This window comes from Streptomyces sp. NPDC015242 (assembly GCF_043079125.1).
Lineage (GTDB): Bacteria > Actinomycetota > Actinomycetes > Streptomycetales > Streptomycetaceae > Streptomyces.
The window spans coordinates 685,306-701,014 of record NZ_JBIBUF010000004.1; the positions used below are offsets into that span (position 1 = coordinate 685,306).

14 protein-coding genes are annotated in these 15,709 nt (G+C 73.3%); 11 read left to right on the plus strand and 3 right to left on the minus strand.

What is annotated here, in order from left to right; all coding sequences use genetic code 11:
- Positions 1-121: 121 nt before the first annotated feature.
- Complete coding sequence (locus ACF07N_RS17805; RefSeq protein ID WP_392113575.1) at positions 122-1,843, plus strand: hypothetical protein; 1,722 nt, start codon at positions 122-124, stop codon at positions 1,841-1,843.
- Positions 1,844-1,851: 8 nt separating this feature from the next.
- Here ACF07N_RS17805 and ACF07N_RS17810 read toward each other — a convergent pair whose 3' ends face one another.
- Positions 1,852-2,652, minus strand: coding sequence for a hypothetical protein (locus ACF07N_RS17810; protein WP_383336562.1), 801 nt, complete (start codon positions 2,650-2,652; stop codon positions 1,852-1,854).
- 71 nt (positions 2,653-2,723) lie between these two features.
- Between ACF07N_RS17810 and ACF07N_RS17815 the strand changes: the two genes are divergently transcribed.
- The 4 genes from ACF07N_RS17815 (at position 2,724) to ilvD (ending at position 7,178) form a co-directional block, all read left to right on the plus strand.
- A complete protein-coding gene (locus ACF07N_RS17815; RefSeq protein WP_383336563.1) occupies positions 2,724-3,656 on the plus strand; it encodes a Ppx/GppA family phosphatase in 933 nt (310 codons plus the stop codon).
- A 94-nt stretch (positions 3,657-3,750) separates the two neighbouring features.
- Complete coding sequence (locus ACF07N_RS17820) at positions 3,751-4,575, plus strand: sugar phosphate isomerase/epimerase family protein (RefSeq protein WP_383336564.1); 825 nt, start codon at positions 3,751-3,753, stop codon at positions 4,573-4,575.
- The gene (locus tag ACF07N_RS17825) at positions 4,572-5,186 is read left to right on the plus strand and encodes a TetR family transcriptional regulator (protein WP_392113579.1); all 615 of its coding nucleotides are present in this window, start codon (positions 4,572-4,574) and stop codon (positions 5,184-5,186) included. Before ACF07N_RS17820 ends, ACF07N_RS17825 begins: the two co-directional genes overlap by 4 nt.
- 138 nt (positions 5,187-5,324) lie before the next feature.
- Positions 5,325-7,178: a dihydroxy-acid dehydratase gene (gene ilvD / locus ACF07N_RS17830; RefSeq protein ID WP_392113582.1), complete on the plus strand. Its 1,854-nt coding sequence runs from the start codon at positions 5,325-5,327 to the stop codon at positions 7,176-7,178.
- A 92-nt stretch (positions 7,179-7,270) separates the two neighbouring features.
- Here ilvD and ACF07N_RS17835 read toward each other — a convergent pair whose 3' ends face one another.
- Positions 7,271-9,406, minus strand: coding sequence for a serine/threonine-protein kinase (locus ACF07N_RS17835; RefSeq protein ID WP_392113585.1), 2,136 nt, complete (start codon positions 9,404-9,406; stop codon positions 7,271-7,273).
- 181 nt (positions 9,407-9,587) lie between these two features.
- Here ACF07N_RS17835 and ACF07N_RS17840 point away from each other — a divergent pair, with 181 nt between their 5' ends.
- From ACF07N_RS17840 to proC, 6 genes are all read left to right on the plus strand, one after another.
- On the plus strand, positions 9,588-9,932 hold the full coding sequence (locus ACF07N_RS17840; RefSeq protein WP_392113589.1) for an SH3 domain-containing protein: 345 nt from the start codon (positions 9,588-9,590) through the stop codon (positions 9,930-9,932).
- 120 nt (positions 9,933-10,052) lie between these two features.
- The gene (locus tag ACF07N_RS17845; protein WP_392113592.1) at positions 10,053-10,547 is read left to right on the plus strand and encodes an EamA/RhaT family transporter; all 495 of its coding nucleotides are present in this window, start codon (positions 10,053-10,055) and stop codon (positions 10,545-10,547) included.
- A gap of 57 nt (positions 10,548-10,604) precedes the next feature.
- The gene (locus ACF07N_RS17850; protein WP_392113595.1) at positions 10,605-11,459 is read left to right on the plus strand and encodes a methyltransferase domain-containing protein; all 855 of its coding nucleotides are present in this window, start codon (positions 10,605-10,607) and stop codon (positions 11,457-11,459) included.
- A 32-nt stretch (positions 11,460-11,491) separates the two neighbouring features.
- A complete protein-coding gene (locus ACF07N_RS17855) occupies positions 11,492-12,295 on the plus strand; it encodes an ABC transporter ATP-binding protein (protein WP_392113598.1) in 804 nt (267 codons plus the stop codon).
- Entirely contained in the window at positions 12,292-13,053 is a 762-nt protein-coding gene (locus ACF07N_RS17860; RefSeq protein WP_392113601.1) for an ABC transporter permease, read from the plus strand. Before ACF07N_RS17855 ends, ACF07N_RS17860 begins: the two co-directional genes overlap by 4 nt.
- 107 nt (positions 13,054-13,160) lie before the next feature.
- A complete protein-coding gene (gene proC / locus ACF07N_RS17865) occupies positions 13,161-13,973 on the plus strand; it encodes a pyrroline-5-carboxylate reductase (protein WP_383336573.1) in 813 nt (270 codons plus the stop codon).
- A 47-nt stretch (positions 13,974-14,020) separates the two neighbouring features.
- Here the strand turns inward: proC and trpS are convergent, their stop codons facing one another.
- Positions 14,021-15,040 (minus strand): tryptophan--tRNA ligase, encoded by a 1,020-nt coding sequence (gene trpS, locus ACF07N_RS17870; RefSeq protein WP_392113604.1) that lies wholly within the window; start codon positions 15,038-15,040, stop codon positions 14,021-14,023.
- Positions 15,041-15,709 lie beyond the last annotated feature (669 nt).

Genomic DNA, 15,709 nt, shown 5'->3' on the forward strand with positions numbered 1-15,709 from the left:
ACCCCCCGCCGGGGCCGGTCCCGGCGGTTCGTGTCCTCGTTTGAGGGATCGTTTCACCCGTACGGATTAAATGTGCTCAAGCCGTCGGAAGGCGCCCCTTCCGGCCGCCTACGGTCGCCGAATGATGAGCAGTTCTCCGGAGACCTCGACCCGCACGACCCGCACGGCCGGCGCGCATCGGGCGCACCGGGAAGCGCGCGACCGCGGGGCGGCGCGCACGCTGGCTCAGCAGCCGCCCGCGCGCTACGAGCCGTACCTGGACGGCCTGTTCACCTACTGCCTGTCCGTGCTGTGCGACCACGACGCCGCGACCGCCGCCCTCGGCGACGTCCTCGCCCTCGCCGAGCGCCGGGGCCGGCACGTCCCGGACGCGCCCGCCGACCGCAGGGCCTGGCTGTACGCGCTGGCCCGCTGGGCGTGCCTGCGCAAGCTGGCCGAGGCCAAGCAGAAACGTCAGAGCAGCCACGCCGCGGGCCGCGCCGAACGGCAGCGCGCCGACCGGCAGGCCGCCCCGGGCCTCTCCGAGGAGGTCCAGGAGCGCCGCCGCCGCGAACTGGCCCTGCTGGCCTGGCCGGAGGCGGCCGGCACCACCCCGGAGCAGCGCGAGGCGCTCGAACTGGCCGTGCGCCACCACCTCGCCGCCCACGAGGTCGCCGCCGTGCTCGGCATGGACGTGGCCGCCGCCCGGGACCTGCTCGCCTCCGCCGCCTGCGAGGTGGAACGCACGCGTGCGGCCCTCGCCGTCGTCGAGACCGGGGCGTGTCCGAGCGTCGCGCACCTCGTCGGCGACGAGCGGCTGGTGCTCGGCACGGCCCTGCGCCGCGAACTCGTCCGGCACGTCGACGACTGCCCGCGCTGCCGCCGCGCCGCCGAGCGCGCCATCCCCGGCCGCTGGCCCGGCACCAGCGTCACCCCCGCGGAGCTGCCCGTCCTGCCGGCACCCCGCGCGGCCCTGCACGTCGCCATGGCCCACCACCCGCGCGCGCGGAGCGCCGCGCCGCGCTTCGACCGGCGCGGCTTCCCCGTCGATCCCAAGGACCACGCCGCGCGCCGGGACCGGCTCCGCGCGCGTGCCGTGACCACGACCGTCGTCGCCACCGTCGTCGCCGCCCCCGTGATCGCCCTGTGGGCCGCCTACCGGGGCACCCCGGTCGGCGAGGGTGAGGACGGCCGCAGCGCCTCCGCGCGCGAGGCGGACGACCCGTTCGCCCTGGACGGCGAGATGGCGGGCGGCGGCTACGAGAACACCGGCAACGCCGGCACCCGCCCCGGCCCCCGGTTCGGCAAGGACGGCAAGGCCGACGTCTCCGTCGAGGTCATCGGCGTCGCGGGCGCCGGCCGCGGGACCGCCCTGGAGGTCACCGCGGACAACAGCGGTGACACCACGCTCATCACCCTCACCGCCACGGGCGGGACCCCGGTCCGCTGGTCCGCGACCACCGGCGCCCACTGGCTCTACCTCAGCCGGTCCTCGGGAACGCTCGCCCCCGGCCGGTCGTTGACGATCAAGGTCTACGTCGATCACCTGCGGGAGCCCGCCGGCCCCTGGCACGCGCAGGTGGCGGTCGCCCCGGTCGGAGCCGTCGTCCACATCGAGGGCCACGGCAGCGCGCCCGGCCCCTCCGGCCCAGGACCGCGCCCCAGCAGCCCGGCCGAGCCGCCCTCCACCCGGCCCGACCCGACGCCCACGACGTCCGCCCCGGCCCCGGACCCGACGCCGACCACCCCGCCCCCTTCGCCCGACCCGGACCCCACGCCCACGACGGACCCGGAGCCCACCGAGCCGGCGGGCTCGACGCCCCCGCCCTCGGACAGCGGCGACCCGAGCCCGGCCACGTCGTAGGGCCCGGCTCAGACCACCGGGTCGGCGGGATGCGGCGCGAGGAGCGGCAGCTGCGAGGCCAGGCGCTCCTCGCACAGCTCGACCAGCCGGTCGTAGCCGGCCTTGCCCATCAGCTCGATCAGCTCGGGCCGGTAGGAGACGTAGACCGGCTCGCCCGCGCCGTGCGCCGAGGTCGCCGAGGTGCACCACCAGTGCAGGTCGTGCCCGCCCGGGCCCCAGCCGCGGCGGTCGTACTCACCGATCGACACCTGCAGTACGCGCGTGTCGTCGGGCCGGTCGATCCACTCGTACGTCCGGCGCACCGGCAGCTGCCAGCACACGTCCGGCTTGGTCTCCAGCGGCTCGCGGCCCTCCTTGAGGGCGAGGATGTGCAGCGAGCAGCCCATGCCGCCCGCGAAGCCCGGCCGGTTCTGGAAGATGCACGAGCCCTGGAAGGGCCGGGTCTGCCGGTCGCCGTCCTCGTCCTCGGACACCCAGCCGTTGGCCGTGCCCTCGGCGTGGTGCTGCCAGATGTCCGGCGTGAGCCTGGCCACGTGCTCGGCGACGCGCTTCTCGTCGTCCTCGTCGGAGAAGTGGGCACCCAGGGTGCAGCACCCGTCGTCCGCGCGGCCGGCCTGGATGCCCTGGCAGCCGCTGCCGAAGATGCAGTTCCAGCGAGAGGTCAGCCATGTCAGATCGCAGCGGAACACCTGCTCGTCGTCCGCCGGATCGGGAAACTCCACCCACGCGCGGGCGAAGTCGAGTCCCTGCTCGTCGGACACCGCGACGCCCGGTGATTTGTCGCGCTTGGCCTTTTTCGTCTTTGGCACGTCTCCAGGGTACGGGCCGTATCCCCGCACCGAGGACGGCGGAGCGCCCTGCTGGCAGTAGCGTGCCGTACATGAGACTCGGTGTCCTCGACGTGGGTTCGAACACGGTGCATCTGCTCGTGGTGGACGCGCACCCCGGCGCGTGCCCGCTGCCCGCGCACTCGCACAAGGCGGAACTGCGCCTCGCCCAGCTCCTCGACGGCGACGGCGCGATCGGCCCCGCCGGAGTCGACCGGCTGGTCGCGGTCATCCACGACGCGCTCCAGGCCGCCGAGGACAAGGGCGTCGAGGACCTGCTGCCGTTCGCCACCTCCGCCGTCCGGGAGGCCCGCAACGCCGACGAGGTCCTCGCGCGCGTGCGCACCGAGACCGGCGTCGAGCTGCAGGTCCTCACCGGCGAGGAGGAGGCGCGCCTGACCTTCCTCGCGGCCCGCCGCTGGTTCGGCTGGTCGGCCGGGAAGCTGCTGGTCCTGGACATCGGTGGCGGCTCCCTCGAAATCGCCTACGGCATGGACGAGGAGCCCGACGCGGCCGCCTCCCTGCCCCTGGGCGCCGGGCGCCTCACCGCCGGCTGGCTGCCCGGCGACCCGCCCGCCCCGGACGACGTCCGCGCCCTGCGCCGCCACGTCCGCACCGAGATCGCCCGCACGGTCGGCGAGTTCAGCCGCCTCGGCGCCCCCGATCACGTCGTCGCCACGTCCAAGACCTTCAAGCAGCTGGCCCGCATGGCGGGCGCCGCGCGTTCCGCCGAGGGCCCCTACGTCCAGCGCGAGCTCAAGCGGGAGTCGGTGGAGAGCTGGGTCCCGAAGCTGTCCGGCATGACCGAGCGGGAACGGTCCGAACTGCCCGGTGTCTCGGAGGGCAGGGCGGGCCAGCTGCTGGCCGGTGCCCTGGTGGCCGAGGCCGCCATGGACCTGTTCGGCGTGGAGCGCGTGGAGATCTGCCCGTGGGCGCTGCGGGAGGGCGTGATCCTGCGCCGGCTCGACCACATGGAGTCCGCGTGAGGGAACCCGCCGCGCGGACCGGGCACGTGGCAATCACCACAACGGCGAACAGACACCCCACGACCTGCCCGTCCCACCCCGTAACCTGTCCTGCATGGCAGAGCCAGCCGTGAAGATCCCGGACGCGAAGGTCGCCCTCTCGACGGCCTCGGTCTACCCGGAGTCGACGGCCACGGCCTTCGAGATCGCCGCGCGCCTCGGCTACGACGGAGTCGAGGTCATGGTCTGGACCGACCCGGTCAGCCAGGACATCGACGCCCTGCGCAGACTGAGCGACTACCACCGCATCCCGATCCTCGCCGTGCACGCCCCCTGCCTGCTCATCACGCAGCGCGTGTGGTCCACCGACCCGTGGACCAAGCTTCAGCGGGCCCGCGCGGCGGCCGAGAAGCTCGACGCGAGCACGGTCGTGGTCCACCCCCCGTTCCGCTGGCAGCGCCAGTACGCGCGCGACTTCGTCACCGGCATCTGGCGCATGGCGAACGAGACGGACGTACGGTTCGCCGTCGAGAACATGTACCCCTGGCGCTACCGCGACCGCGAGATGCTCGCCTACGCCCCCGACTGGGACGTCACCAAGGACGACTACCGCCACTTCACGATCGACCTCAGCCACACGGCGACGGCCCGCTCCGACGCGCTGGCCATGGTCGACCGCATGGGCGACCGCCTCGGCCACGTCCACCTCGCCGACGGCCGCGGCTCCGCCAAGGACGAGCACCTGGTGCCCGGCCGCGGCACCCAGCCCTGCGCCGAGGTGCTGGAGCGCCTCGCCCTGACCGGCTTCGACGGCCACGTCGTCATCGAGGTCAACACCCGCCGCGCCATGTCGAGCGCCGAGCGCGAGGCCGACCTGGCCGAGGCCCTGGCCTTCACCCGCCTGCACCTGGCCTCGGCGGCGCGGGTGCCACGGCGATGACCGATCCGGCCGGTCCCGCCGCCCGCCGCCGCGGACGCCCCCCGCGCACGGAGTCGGCCGGCACCCGCGACCGCATCCTCACCGCCGCCCGCGACGAGTTCTCCGAACGCGGCTACGAGAAGACGTCCGTGCGCGGCATCGCCAAGACCGCCGGGGTCGACTCGGCCCTGGTGCACCACTACTTCGGCACCAAGGAACAGGTCTTCGAAGCGGCGATCACCCAGTCCTTCGGACCCGCCCTGCAGGCCCCCAGGGCCATCGAGGAGGGCCCGCTCGACGGCGTGGGGGAGCGGCTGGCCCGCTTCTTCTTCGGCGTCTGGGAGAACCCGGCGACCCGCGCGCCCCTGCTCGCCATCGTCCGCTCGGCGGTCACCAACGACACCGCGGCCGCCGTCTTCCGCCGGATCATCGCCACCCAGGTGCTGCGCCGCATCGCCGTACGGCTGGAGCTGCCCGACGCGGAGCTGCGGGCGGAACTGGCCGCCGCCCAGCTCGTGGGCACGGCGATCCTGCGCTACGTCATCAAGGTCGAGCCGCTGGCCTCGGCGGACCCGGAGCAGGTCATCGCCCGGCTGGCCCCGGTCGTCCAGGGACACCTGACCGGTCCGTAGCCCCTCGGCGGGGCGCGGGCGAGACAGTCATCCCGCATTCCGGACACTCCGTCCCGCCCACTGGATGAGCGGCGTACGCTCGACAGCAGTCAGAAATCTCCGAATCCTCTGACGCAGTCTCTGAAGGAGCGAGCGACGATGCCCGAGCTGAGGTCCCGCACAGTCACCCACGGCCGCAACATGGCGGGCGCCCGCGCCCTGATGCGCGCCTCCGGTGTACCGGGTGCGGACATCGGCCGCAAGCCGATCATCGCGGTCGCCAACAGCTTCACGGAGTTCGTCCCCGGCCACACGCACCTCGCGCCGGTCGGCCGGATCGTCAGCGAGGCCGTCCGGGAGGCCGGCGGCATCCCGCGCGAGTTCAACACCATCGCCGTGGACGACGGCATCGCCATGGGCCACGGCGGCATGCTCTACTCCCTGCCCTCGCGCGACCTGATCGCGGACAGCGTCGAGTACATGGTCGAGGCCCACTGCGCCGACGCCCTGATCTGCATCTCCAACTGCGACAAGATCACCCCGGGCATGCTCAACGCCGCCCTGCGGCTGAACATCCCCACGGTGTTCGTCTCCGGCGGCCCCATGGAGTCCGGCCGGGCCACGCTCGTCGACGGCACGGTCCGCACGCTCGACCTGGTCGACGCGATCTCCGACGCCGTGAACGACAAGATCTCGGACGAGGACATCCTCCGCATCGAGGAGAACGCCTGCCCGACCTGCGGCTCCTGTTCCGGCATGTTCACCGCCAACTCGATGAACTGCCTGACCGAGGCCATGGGCCTGTCTCTGCCGGGCAACGGCTCGGTCCTCGCCACGCACACGGCCCGCAAGCAGCTGTACGTGAACGCGGCCAGGACGGTCATGGACATCACCCGCCGCTACTACGAGCAGGACGACGAGACGGTCCTGCCCCGCAGCGTGGCGTCCTTCGCCGCCTTCGAGAACGCCATGGCCCTCGACATCGCCATGGGCGGCTCCACCAACACGATCCTGCACCTGCTGGCCGCGGCCCAGGAGGCGGGCGTCCCCTTCGGCCTGGAGGAGATCAACGAGGTCTCCCGCCGCGTGCCCTGCCTGGCCAAGGTCGCCCCGAACGTGGCCAAGGACCGCACGTACTACATGGAGGACGTGCACCGCGCCGGCGGCATCCCCGCCCTGCTGGGCGAGCTGCACCGCGCCGGCCTGCTCAACGAGGACGTGCACTCCGTCCACAGCCCGACCCTCGCCGACTGGCTGAAGACCTGGGACGTGCGCGGCGGCTCCCCGTCCCCCGAGGCGGTCGAGCTGTGGCACGCGGCCCCGGGCTGCGTCCGCTCCGCCGAGGCCTTCTCCCAGTCCGAGCGCTGGGAGGCCCTGGACGAGGACGCCGAGGGCGGCTGCATCCGCTCCGTCGAGCACGCCTACTCCAAGGACGGCGGCCTCGCGGTCCTCAAGGGCAACCTGGCCGTGGACGGCTGCGTCGTGAAAACGGCCGGCGTCGACGAGTCCATCTGGACCTTCGAGGGCCCGGCGGTCGTCTGCGAGTCGCAGGAGGAGGCCGTGCAGAAGATCCTCACCCAGCAGGTCAAGGACGGCGACGTCGTCGTCATCCGCTACGAGGGCCCCAAGGGCGGCCCCGGCATGCAGGAGATGCTCTACCCGACCTCGTACCTGAAGGGCCGCGGCCTGGGCAAGACCTGCGCGCTGGTCACCGACGGCCGCTTCTCCGGCGGCACTTCGGGCCTGTCCATCGGCCACGCCTCGCCCGAGGCGGCCGCGGGCGGCACCATCGCCCTGGTCGAGGACGGCGACCGCATCCGCATCGACATCCCGAACCGCTCGATCGACCTCCTGGTCGACGACGCCGAGCTGGCCCGCCGCGAGCAGGCGCTGAACGGCCGGTACGCCCCGAAGAACCGCGACCGCAAGGTCTCGGCCGCCCTGCGCGCCTACGCCGCGATGGCGACCAGCGCGGACAAGGGCGCCGTCCGGGACGTGTCGAAGCTGGGCTGAGCCGACGCCTTCGCGATCGTCCACGATCCGGCCGGGGCACCCGGCGGAGGGCCGCTCCCCGGCACCGGGGGGCGGCCCTCCCGTCTGCCGCCCTACCAGCCCGCCGGGTCACGCCCGCTCACGGCGAAGACCGTCCCGTCCGGCGCGCTGCCGTAGACCCGGTCGCCCACCACCACCGGCTCGGGCAGGGCGGCCGGAACCCGGTCCGAGCGGCTGCCGAGCCGCGGCGGCGTCTCCCCGAGCAGCCTTCCGCGCCGCGCGTCGACGCCGAGCAGCCGCCCGTCCGGCGCGGTGACGTACACATGCCGGTCGTCGGCGACCGGCCTCGATCCCCGCACGACACCCGTCTCCAGCGTCCAGAGCTGCTCGCGCGCCGCCAGATCGACGGCGACCAGCGCTCCGCCCGTCGCCATGAGGTGCACGACGTCCCCCCGCACGCCGCCCACCGCCTGCTGCAGCGGCACCCGCAGCGGCACTCGCACGCTCTTCCGGCTCCCGGGGTCGTAGCGCACCACGGCCCGGGCCTCCTGCGTGACCGCGTCGACGGAGAGGAGGACCACCGCCCCGTCCGCCGTCCCGACCGGTTCCAGGGCGCCGTCCAGCCGCGCGTCCCACCGCACGTCGCCCGAGCGCGGATCCACCGCGGTGACCCGGGTGCTGCCCCCGTCCCCGGACACGGTCGCCGCGTAGGCCAGCGGATCACCGGCGAACGACACGAAGTACGGCACGTCCTGGCCCGCGACGCGACGGCTCCACCTCACGTCACCGGAGACGGCGTCCACCCCGCTGACCGTGCCGTCGGCCGCGGTGAGCAGCACCATGCCGTCCACGGCCCGCAACCCGCCGTGGGCGGGCAGCTCCGCACGCCGGGCCACGTCGCCCGAGGCGATGTCGAGGCCGGTCAGCTCCCGCCCCTGCCCGAGCCCGCCCAGCACCAGCCGGCCCGCCACGACGGGCGGACCGGCCGGTGGCCCGCCGGCGGCGGACCCGTCCAGCGCGTGCCGCCACCGCGGCCGCCCGTCCGCGGCGTCCAGGGCGAACACCAGCCCGTCCCGGGCGCAGAGCAGGGCGCCCTTCGCGTACGAGCACTGCGGCACGCCCTCCCGGCCCACCGGTTCCGCCTCCCAGCCGGAGAACGCGGCCGCCGTGGTCCGCGGCGAGGTGACCTCCGGCGCCGCACCACCGCCCCCGGCCAGCGCCACCGACGTCAGCGCCCCGGCCACGACCAGCCCGACGGCCCCGGCGGCCAGCGCCCCCCGTCTGCCGAGCCGCCGCCGGGACGGCCGCGCGTCACCGGTGCCCTCCGCGGCCTCCGCCGCGGCCTCGGGCACCACCTGCCCGGCCCGCTCCGCCCCCTCCTCCACCCGCTGCCGCGGTATGAAGGCCTGCGTGTCGTACGAGGCCGCCACCGACCGCAGTTCCCGCATCAACGCGTCGGGCGAGGGCCGGTCCTCGGGCTCCTTGGCCAGGCACCGCCGCACGAGCGGGACCAGTTCCTCGGGCACGCCGGTCAGTTCCGGCTCGTCGTGCACGACCTGGTAGGCGACCACGTACGGGCTGTCCGAGTCGAACGGCCCCCGTCCGGTCGCCGCGTGCACCATCACCGAGCCCAGGGCGAACACGTCGGCGGCGGGCCCGACTTCCCTCGGCCGCCGGAACTGCTCGGGCGCCATGAAGGGCGGCGTCCCGATGAGCTTGCCGGTCTCGGTCCGCAACTCGCTGTCCGCCGGGCGGGAGATGCCGAAGTCGATGACCTTCGGCCCGTCCTCGGCGAGCAGCACGTTGCTCGGCTTCAGATCCCGGTGCACGACCCCGACCCGGTGGATGTCCCGCAGGGCCTCCGCGAGCCCGGCCATCAGCCGGCGCAACTGGGCAGGGGCCAGCGGCCCGTTCCGCTTCACTTCCTGGGCGAGCGTCGGACCCGGGATGAACAGGGTGGCCATCCACGGCCGCCCGGCCTCGGGATCGGCATCGACGACCGGCGCGGTGAAGGCCCCGCTGACCCGCCGGGCCGCTGCCACCTCCTGCCGGAAACGCCCCCTGAACTCCGGGTCCTTGGCGAACTCCGCGTGCACGACCTTCACGGCGAGCTTCATCCCGGAGGTGCTGCGGGCCAGGTGCACCACGCCCATGCCGCCCGAGCCCAGGCAGGACTCCAGCCGGTAGTGACCGGCGTATTCAGGAAGTTCCGCTTCCGCGCCCGCCCCGGCGTTTCGCTGTGGCGCCATGGAACCACCCCCGTGCTGTTCGTCCGCGCGCGCGACGCACGGAGCCTAGTCGATGAGTCGTACCGGACTGAGGCGGCTTGCTAGCCTCCACCGGCGAGTCGCGCACATGTGTTTGAAGGCGTGATGCAGGGGAATCAACGGGACCCCATGGCAGCCATGGGGTCAACGGGGGAGGTACACCATGTCAGTCGAGCCTGCCGAGATCGAACGCACCGCACAGCCCGGGGAAGGGACCGCAGGGGCCGCCGCACCGCTGGTCACCACACTGGCCGCGGCGGCCACGACCTACCCGATCGCGCCCGGCGTCAGCGTCAACGTCCGCAGCGGCCCCGGCACGGGCTACCCGATCGTCAAGGTCCTGCCCGCGGGATCACGGGTCGCCATCCACTGCCAGACACCCGGCACCTGGGTCACGGGCCCGTACGGCACCACGAACATCTGGGACAACATCGCCAGCGGCCAGTACGTCTCGGACGCCTATGTGAACACGGGCAGCGACGGCTACATCCGCCCCCGCTGCTCCTGACCACAGGCCGGTGTGGCCCGCCCCCACTGCGGGCCACACTGCCGTGGCCACCCGCCACCCCACCAAGGGGTCACAGGCCGCCGCAGCACCCCGCGCACACCGGAAAGCCATAATCGAGCCGTGAGCACAGAGACGGGCACCCCCACCCCCACCCACGACGGGCCCCGGCCCGAACCCCTCCGCTTCTTCGGCGCGACCTGGCTGAACCACGACAACGGCTACAGCGCCCGCCGCGTCGCCGTGGCCGCCGGTTCCCTCGCCGCCGCCGTCGCCTCCTGCCTCGTCCTGCGCCTCGCCTACCAGGGCCTGCAGATCGCCGCGATCGGCGGTTTCGTCTCCCTGCTCATGGTCGTCATGTTCGCGGTCTGCAGCGCCATGGCCTTCCGCCACACCTGGGACGGCTTCACCCGCCGCCCCGACCCCGACCGCCAGGCCTCCCTGCGCGGCCTGCTCACCATCGGGTTCGTCGGCTCCCTCCTCGCCTACTTCCTCCGCTCCCTCACCGAGGCCCCCGGCGAGAAGCTGCACCGCGCCGAGTACGAGGCGGCACGCGAGCGGCACGAGAAGCGCACGACCCGCCGCTCGGGCGACCCGTCGAAGAAGCGCCGCGCCTGACGCCGCTCTCACCGGATTCCCACCGCCACCGCGCCCACCCCCGGCCACCATGGCGGTATGACCGAGCCTGCCGACGCCACACCCGGAGCCCGCGCCCCCCGCTCCGCCCCGGCCCCCCGCCCCACCCCGGCGCAGCCGCCCACCCGCGCCGCGCGGGCCCACTCCTTCAACGCAGCCGCCGCCCAGTACGCGGTCCACCGCCCCACCTACCCGCCGGCCCTCTTCGACGCGCTGGAGGAACTGACCGGCCGCCCGCTCACCGGCTCCCGCGTCGCGGACATCGGTGCCGGCACCGGTATCGCCACCGCCCTCCTGCACGCCCGCGGCGCCCGGGTCGTCGCCGTGGAACCCGGCGACGGCATGGCGGCCCAGTTCCGCCGCACCCTCCCCGGCATCCCCCTGGTCCGCGGCAGCGGCGACGACCTCCCCCTGGCCACCGCCTCCCTCGACCTCGTCACCTACGCCCAGGCCTGGCACTGGACCGACCCCGCCCGCTCCGTCCCCGAGGCCCTCCGCGTCCTGCGCCCCGGCGGCGCCCTGGCGCTGTGGTGGAACACCGACGCCCTCGACGTGCCCTGGATCGCCGAGGCCGCCGCCCGCACCGCCCGCCACTTCGGCATCGACGTCTCCGCCGAGAAGCGCGACGTCAACGCCCGCGCCGCCGACCCCACCGGCCGCCTCGACCTCACCCGCCGCACGGTCCGCTGGAGCCGCCGCGTCCCGGTCGACACCCACCTGGCCAACCGCGCCAGCCACTCCGTCTTCCTGGTGCACGGGCCGGAACGCACCGCGCCCTTCCTCGCCGCGGAGCGCGAGCACCTGCTCAGGGCCTTCCCGGACGGCCAGGTGGAAGAGGTCTACGAGGTGATCCTCCTGTGCGCGAGGACGCCTTCCGGCCAACCGGCCGCTTGACGCCCCCGGCACCCCGGAGCATTATTCATCGCATGATGAATAATGCTCCCGGCCCACCGCGCCCCGACACCGAACCGCCGGCCGTCCAGGCCCGGAACCTCACCGTCACCCGCGGCCCCCGCACCGTCCTCCGCGACCTCTCCTTCACCGTCCCCCGAGGGCGGATCACCGGCCTCCTCGGCCCCTCCGGCTGCGGCAAGTCCACCCTCATGCGCGCGATCGTCGGCAGCCAGGCGAAGGTCACCGGCACCCTCGACGTCCTCGGCCGCCCGGCCGGCCACCCCGCCCTGCGCACCCGCATCGGCTACGTCACCCAGGCCCCCTCCGTCTACGACGACCTGACCGTCCGGCAGAACCTCGACTACTTCGCCGCGATCCTCGACCCCGGCCGCGCCGCCGCCGACCGCCGCCACGAACACGTCACCCGGGCCATCACCGACGTCGACCTCACCACCCACGCCGACGCCCTGGCCGGCACCCTCTCCGGCGGCCAGCGCAGCCGCGTCTCCCTGGCCGTGGCCCTCCTCGGCACCCCCGACCTCCTGGTCCTCGACGAGCCGACCGTCGGCCTAGACCCGGTCCTGCGCCGCGACCTGTGGGCCCTCTTCCACGACATCGCGGAACGCCGCGGCACCACCCTCCTCGTCTCCTCCCACGTCATGGACGAGGCCGAGCGCTGCCACCGCCTGCTGCTCCTGCGCGAGGGCCGGCTCCTCGCCGACGAGAACCCCGACGCCCTCCGCGCCCGCACCGGCGCCGACTCCGTCGAAGAGGCCTTCCTGCACCTGGTCGACGAAGCCAGGGCCGCAGCCCGCACCAAGGAGACGACCCGATGACCACCGCGCCCCCACGCGCCCTCAGCGCCTCCCGCACCACCGCCACCTCGACCCGGGTCCTGCGCCAGCTCACCCACGACCCGCGCACCATCGCGCTGCTGCTCCTCATCCCCTGCGTGATGCTGCTCCTGCTCCGCTACGTCTTCGACGGCAGCCCCCGCACCTTCGACAGCATCGGCGCGTCGCTCCTCGGGATCTTCCCGCTGATCACGATGTTCCTCGTGACCTCCATAGCCACCCTGCGCGAACGCACCTCGGGCACCCTCGAACGCCTGCTCGCCATGCCCCTCGGCAAAGGCGACCTCATCGCCGGTTACGCCCTCGCCTTCGGCACCCTCGCGATCATCCAGTCCGCCCTGGCCACCGGCCTCGCGCTCTGGCTGCTCGGCCTCGACGTCACCGGCAGCCCCTGGCTCCTGCTCCTGGTGGCCCTCCTCGACGCCCTCCTCGGCACGGCCCTCGGCCTCTTCGTCTCGGCCTTCGCGGCCTCCGAGTTCCAGGCGGTCCAGTTCATGCCGGCGGTGATCTTCCCCCAGCTCCTGCTGTGCGGCCTGTTCACCCCGCGCGACCAGATGCACCCCGTCCTCGAGACCGTCTCCGACGTGCTGCCCATGTCGTACGCGGTGGACGGCATGAACGAGGTCCTGCACCACACCGACATGACGGCCACGTTCGTCCGGGACGTGTCGATCGTCGCCGGATGCGCCCTGCTGGTCCTCACGCTGGGAGCGGCCACCCTCCGCCGCCGCACCGTGTGACCGGCCCGGGCGCGCGTCCCGCCCACCGGACACACCCACCGCCCCGCCACCCCCGGGTGCGAGGATGAACCCGGACGACGCGCAACCTCCGGAGGGCACCGAAAGCCATGACCCAGAAAGTCGCAGTCCTCGGCACCGGCAAGATCGGCGAAGCCCTGCTCAGCGGAATGATCCGCGCCGGCTGGACCCCGTCCGACCTCCTGGTCACCGCCCGCCGCCGGGAACGGGCGGAGGAACTCCGCACCCGCTACGGCGTCACCCCGGTCACCAACGCCGAAGCCGCCAAGACCGCCGACACCCTGATCCTCACGGTCAAGCCGCAGGACATGGGCACCCTCCTCGACGAGCTCGCCCCGCACGTCCCCGCCGACCGCCTGGTCATCAGCGGCGCGGCAGGAATCCCCACGGCCTACTTCGAGGAGCGCCTGGCCCCCGGCACCCCGGTCGTCCGCGTCATGACCAACACCCCGGCCCTGGTCGACGAGGCGATGTCCGTCATCTCCGCCGGCACCCACGCCACCGCCGAGCACCTCGCCCACACCGAGGAGCTCTTCGGCGCGGTCGGCAAGACGCTGCGCGTCCCCGAGTCCCAGCAGGACGCCTGCACCGCCCTGTCCGGCTCCGGCCCGGCCTACTTCTTCTACCTGGTCGAAGCCATGACCGACGCCGGCATCCTCCTCGGCCTGCCCCGCGACAAGGCCCACGACCTCATCGTCCAGTCCGCCATCGGCGCCGCGACGATGCTCCGCGACAGCGGCGAACACCCGGTCAAGCTCCGCGAGAACGTCACGTCCCCCGCCGGCACGACGATCAACGCCATCCGCGAACTGGAGAACCACGGCGTACGGGCCGCCCTCATCGCCGCCCTCGAAGCCGCCCGCGACCGCAGCCGCGCCCTGGCCTCCGGCAACAACAGCTGACCACCGGGCAGGGGGCGGCCCACCCGGCCGCCCCCACCCCAGTCACCTCACACGGCCCCGGCCGCCTCGGTCACCGGCGGCAGCAGCCCGATCGCCCGATACGCGGCATCGACCGTCGGCCGGGCCATCCCGCGGGCCCGCTCCGCCCCGTCCCGCAGCACCCCCTCCACGTACGCCGGATCCGCGCACAGCTCCGCGTGCCGCTCCCGCAGGGGCCGGAGCACCTCCACGACGGCATCGGCGGTGTCCCTCTTCAGCTCCCCGTACGAGGTGTACGCGCCGCTCAGCCGCTCGGGGTCGCCCTCGGTGCACGCGGCGAGGATCTCCAGCAGATTGGCGAGCCCCGGCCGGGCCTCCCGGTCGTACACGACCTCCCGGCCACTGTCGGTCACCGCCCGCATGACCTTCTTCCGCACCACGTCCGGCTCGTCCAGCAGATAGACGATCCCCGGCCCGACGTCGTCGCTCTTGCCCATCTTCGACGCCGGATCCTGCAGATTCATCACGCGCGCGGCCACCCCCGGGTTCGTGGCCCGCGGCACCACGAACGTGTGCCCGTACCGCTGGTTGAAGCGCACGGCCAGATCCCGCGCCAGCTCCACGTGCTGCCGCTGATCTTCCCCCACCGGCACCTCGCCGGCCCCGTACGCCAGGATGTCCGCCGCCATGAGCACGGGATAGGTCAGCAGCGACAGCCGCACACTCCCACCCCGCCGCCGCTCCCGCGCGGCCTTCTCCTTGTACTGGATCATCCGCCGCATCTCACCGTCGGTGGCCACGCACTCCAGCACGTACGACAGCCGCGCGTGCTCGTCCACATGGCTCTGCACGAACACCGTGCACCGCCCGGGATCCAGCCCGGCCGCCAGCAGCAGCGTCGCCGCCTGCCGGCTGAGCCGCCGCACGCGCGCGGGGTCGTGCTCCACGGTCAGCGCGTGCAGATCCACGACGCAGAACAGGGCGTCCGCCGCGTACTGGTCGACCTCGGCCCACCGCCGCATGGCCCCCAGATAGTTCCCCAGCGTCAGATGCCCGGTCGGCTTGATCCCGCTGAAGACCCGTGTCATCTCTTCTCCACCTCCTGGTCGTGGCCACCGCCCCGAGCGGCCACCCCTCGGTGAACCAGGAGGGAGAAACGCGAACGGCCGCCGAAGCGGCGGCCGTCGAGCGCATACGTGAGGACGGCCGCCGTCAGGCGGCCCACCAGAACTGGTTGCACGTACGCGTCGTCATGCACCCCACAGTACGCCCCGGAAGTGCCGCCCACCGGTGAGTTGACACGCCCGGACCCCATCCGTAGTGTTCTCCGAGTTGCCCGACGTGAGCGCCGACTCCGGTCGGTCCCCGGGCAGCCAATCCGCAGGTACCTCACCACTACTCGACGCAGTAGTTCTGTCGTCGTTTCATTGGCGTGCGTATTCACGGATTGAGGAATCCCCGTTCGAAAGGACGCGGCCCCTCGATTGGATCGAGAGCCGGGGAATCCGCTAAAGTCTCACTCGTCGGAACGGCCCAACAGCCGCGAAGACGAATCCCGCTGACCGGGAATCAGGCCCGAAAGGATCTGATAGAGTCGGAACCGCCGGAAAGGAAACCGCGAAAGCGGAAACCTGGAAAGCACCGAGGAAATCGGGTCGAGAGAAGATCTGATAGAGTCGGAAACGCAAGACCGAAGGGAAGCGCCCGGAGGAAAGCCCGAGAGGGTGAGTACAAAGGAAGCGACCGTTCCTTGAGAA

Bases quoted from the DNA above. Each gene is read 5' to 3' on its own strand.
- ACF07N_RS17805 (WP_392113575.1), top strand. From the start codon at position 122: ATGATGAGCAGTTCTCCGGAGACCTCGACCCGCACGACCCGCACGGCC.
- ACF07N_RS17815 (WP_383336563.1), top strand. From the start codon at position 2,724: ATGAGACTCGGTGTCCTCGACGTGGGTTCGAACACGGTGCATCTGCTC.
- ACF07N_RS17820 (WP_383336564.1), top strand. From the start codon at position 3,751: ATGGCAGAGCCAGCCGTGAAGATCCCGGACGCGAAGGTCGCCCTCTCG.
- ACF07N_RS17825 (WP_392113579.1), top strand. From the start codon at position 4,572: ATGACCGATCCGGCCGGTCCCGCCGCCCGCCGCCGCGGACGCCCCCCG.
- ilvD (WP_392113582.1), top strand. From the start codon at position 5,325: ATGCCCGAGCTGAGGTCCCGCACAGTCACCCACGGCCGCAACATGGCG.
- ACF07N_RS17835 (WP_392113585.1), bottom strand. From the start codon at position 9,406: ATGGCGCCACAGCGAAACGCCGGGGCGGGCGCGGAAGCGGAACTTCCT.
- ACF07N_RS17840 (WP_392113589.1), top strand. From the start codon at position 9,588: ATGTCAGTCGAGCCTGCCGAGATCGAACGCACCGCACAGCCCGGGGAA.
- ACF07N_RS17850 (WP_392113595.1), top strand. From the start codon at position 10,605: ATGACCGAGCCTGCCGACGCCACACCCGGAGCCCGCGCCCCCCGCTCC.
- ACF07N_RS17855 (WP_392113598.1), top strand. From the start codon at position 11,492: ATGATGAATAATGCTCCCGGCCCACCGCGCCCCGACACCGAACCGCCG.
- ACF07N_RS17860 (WP_392113601.1), top strand. From the start codon at position 12,292: ATGACCACCGCGCCCCCACGCGCCCTCAGCGCCTCCCGCACCACCGCC.
- proC (WP_383336573.1), top strand. From the start codon at position 13,161: ATGACCCAGAAAGTCGCAGTCCTCGGCACCGGCAAGATCGGCGAAGCC.
- trpS (WP_392113604.1), bottom strand. From the start codon at position 15,040: ATGACACGGGTCTTCAGCGGGATCAAGCCGACCGGGCATCTGACGCTG.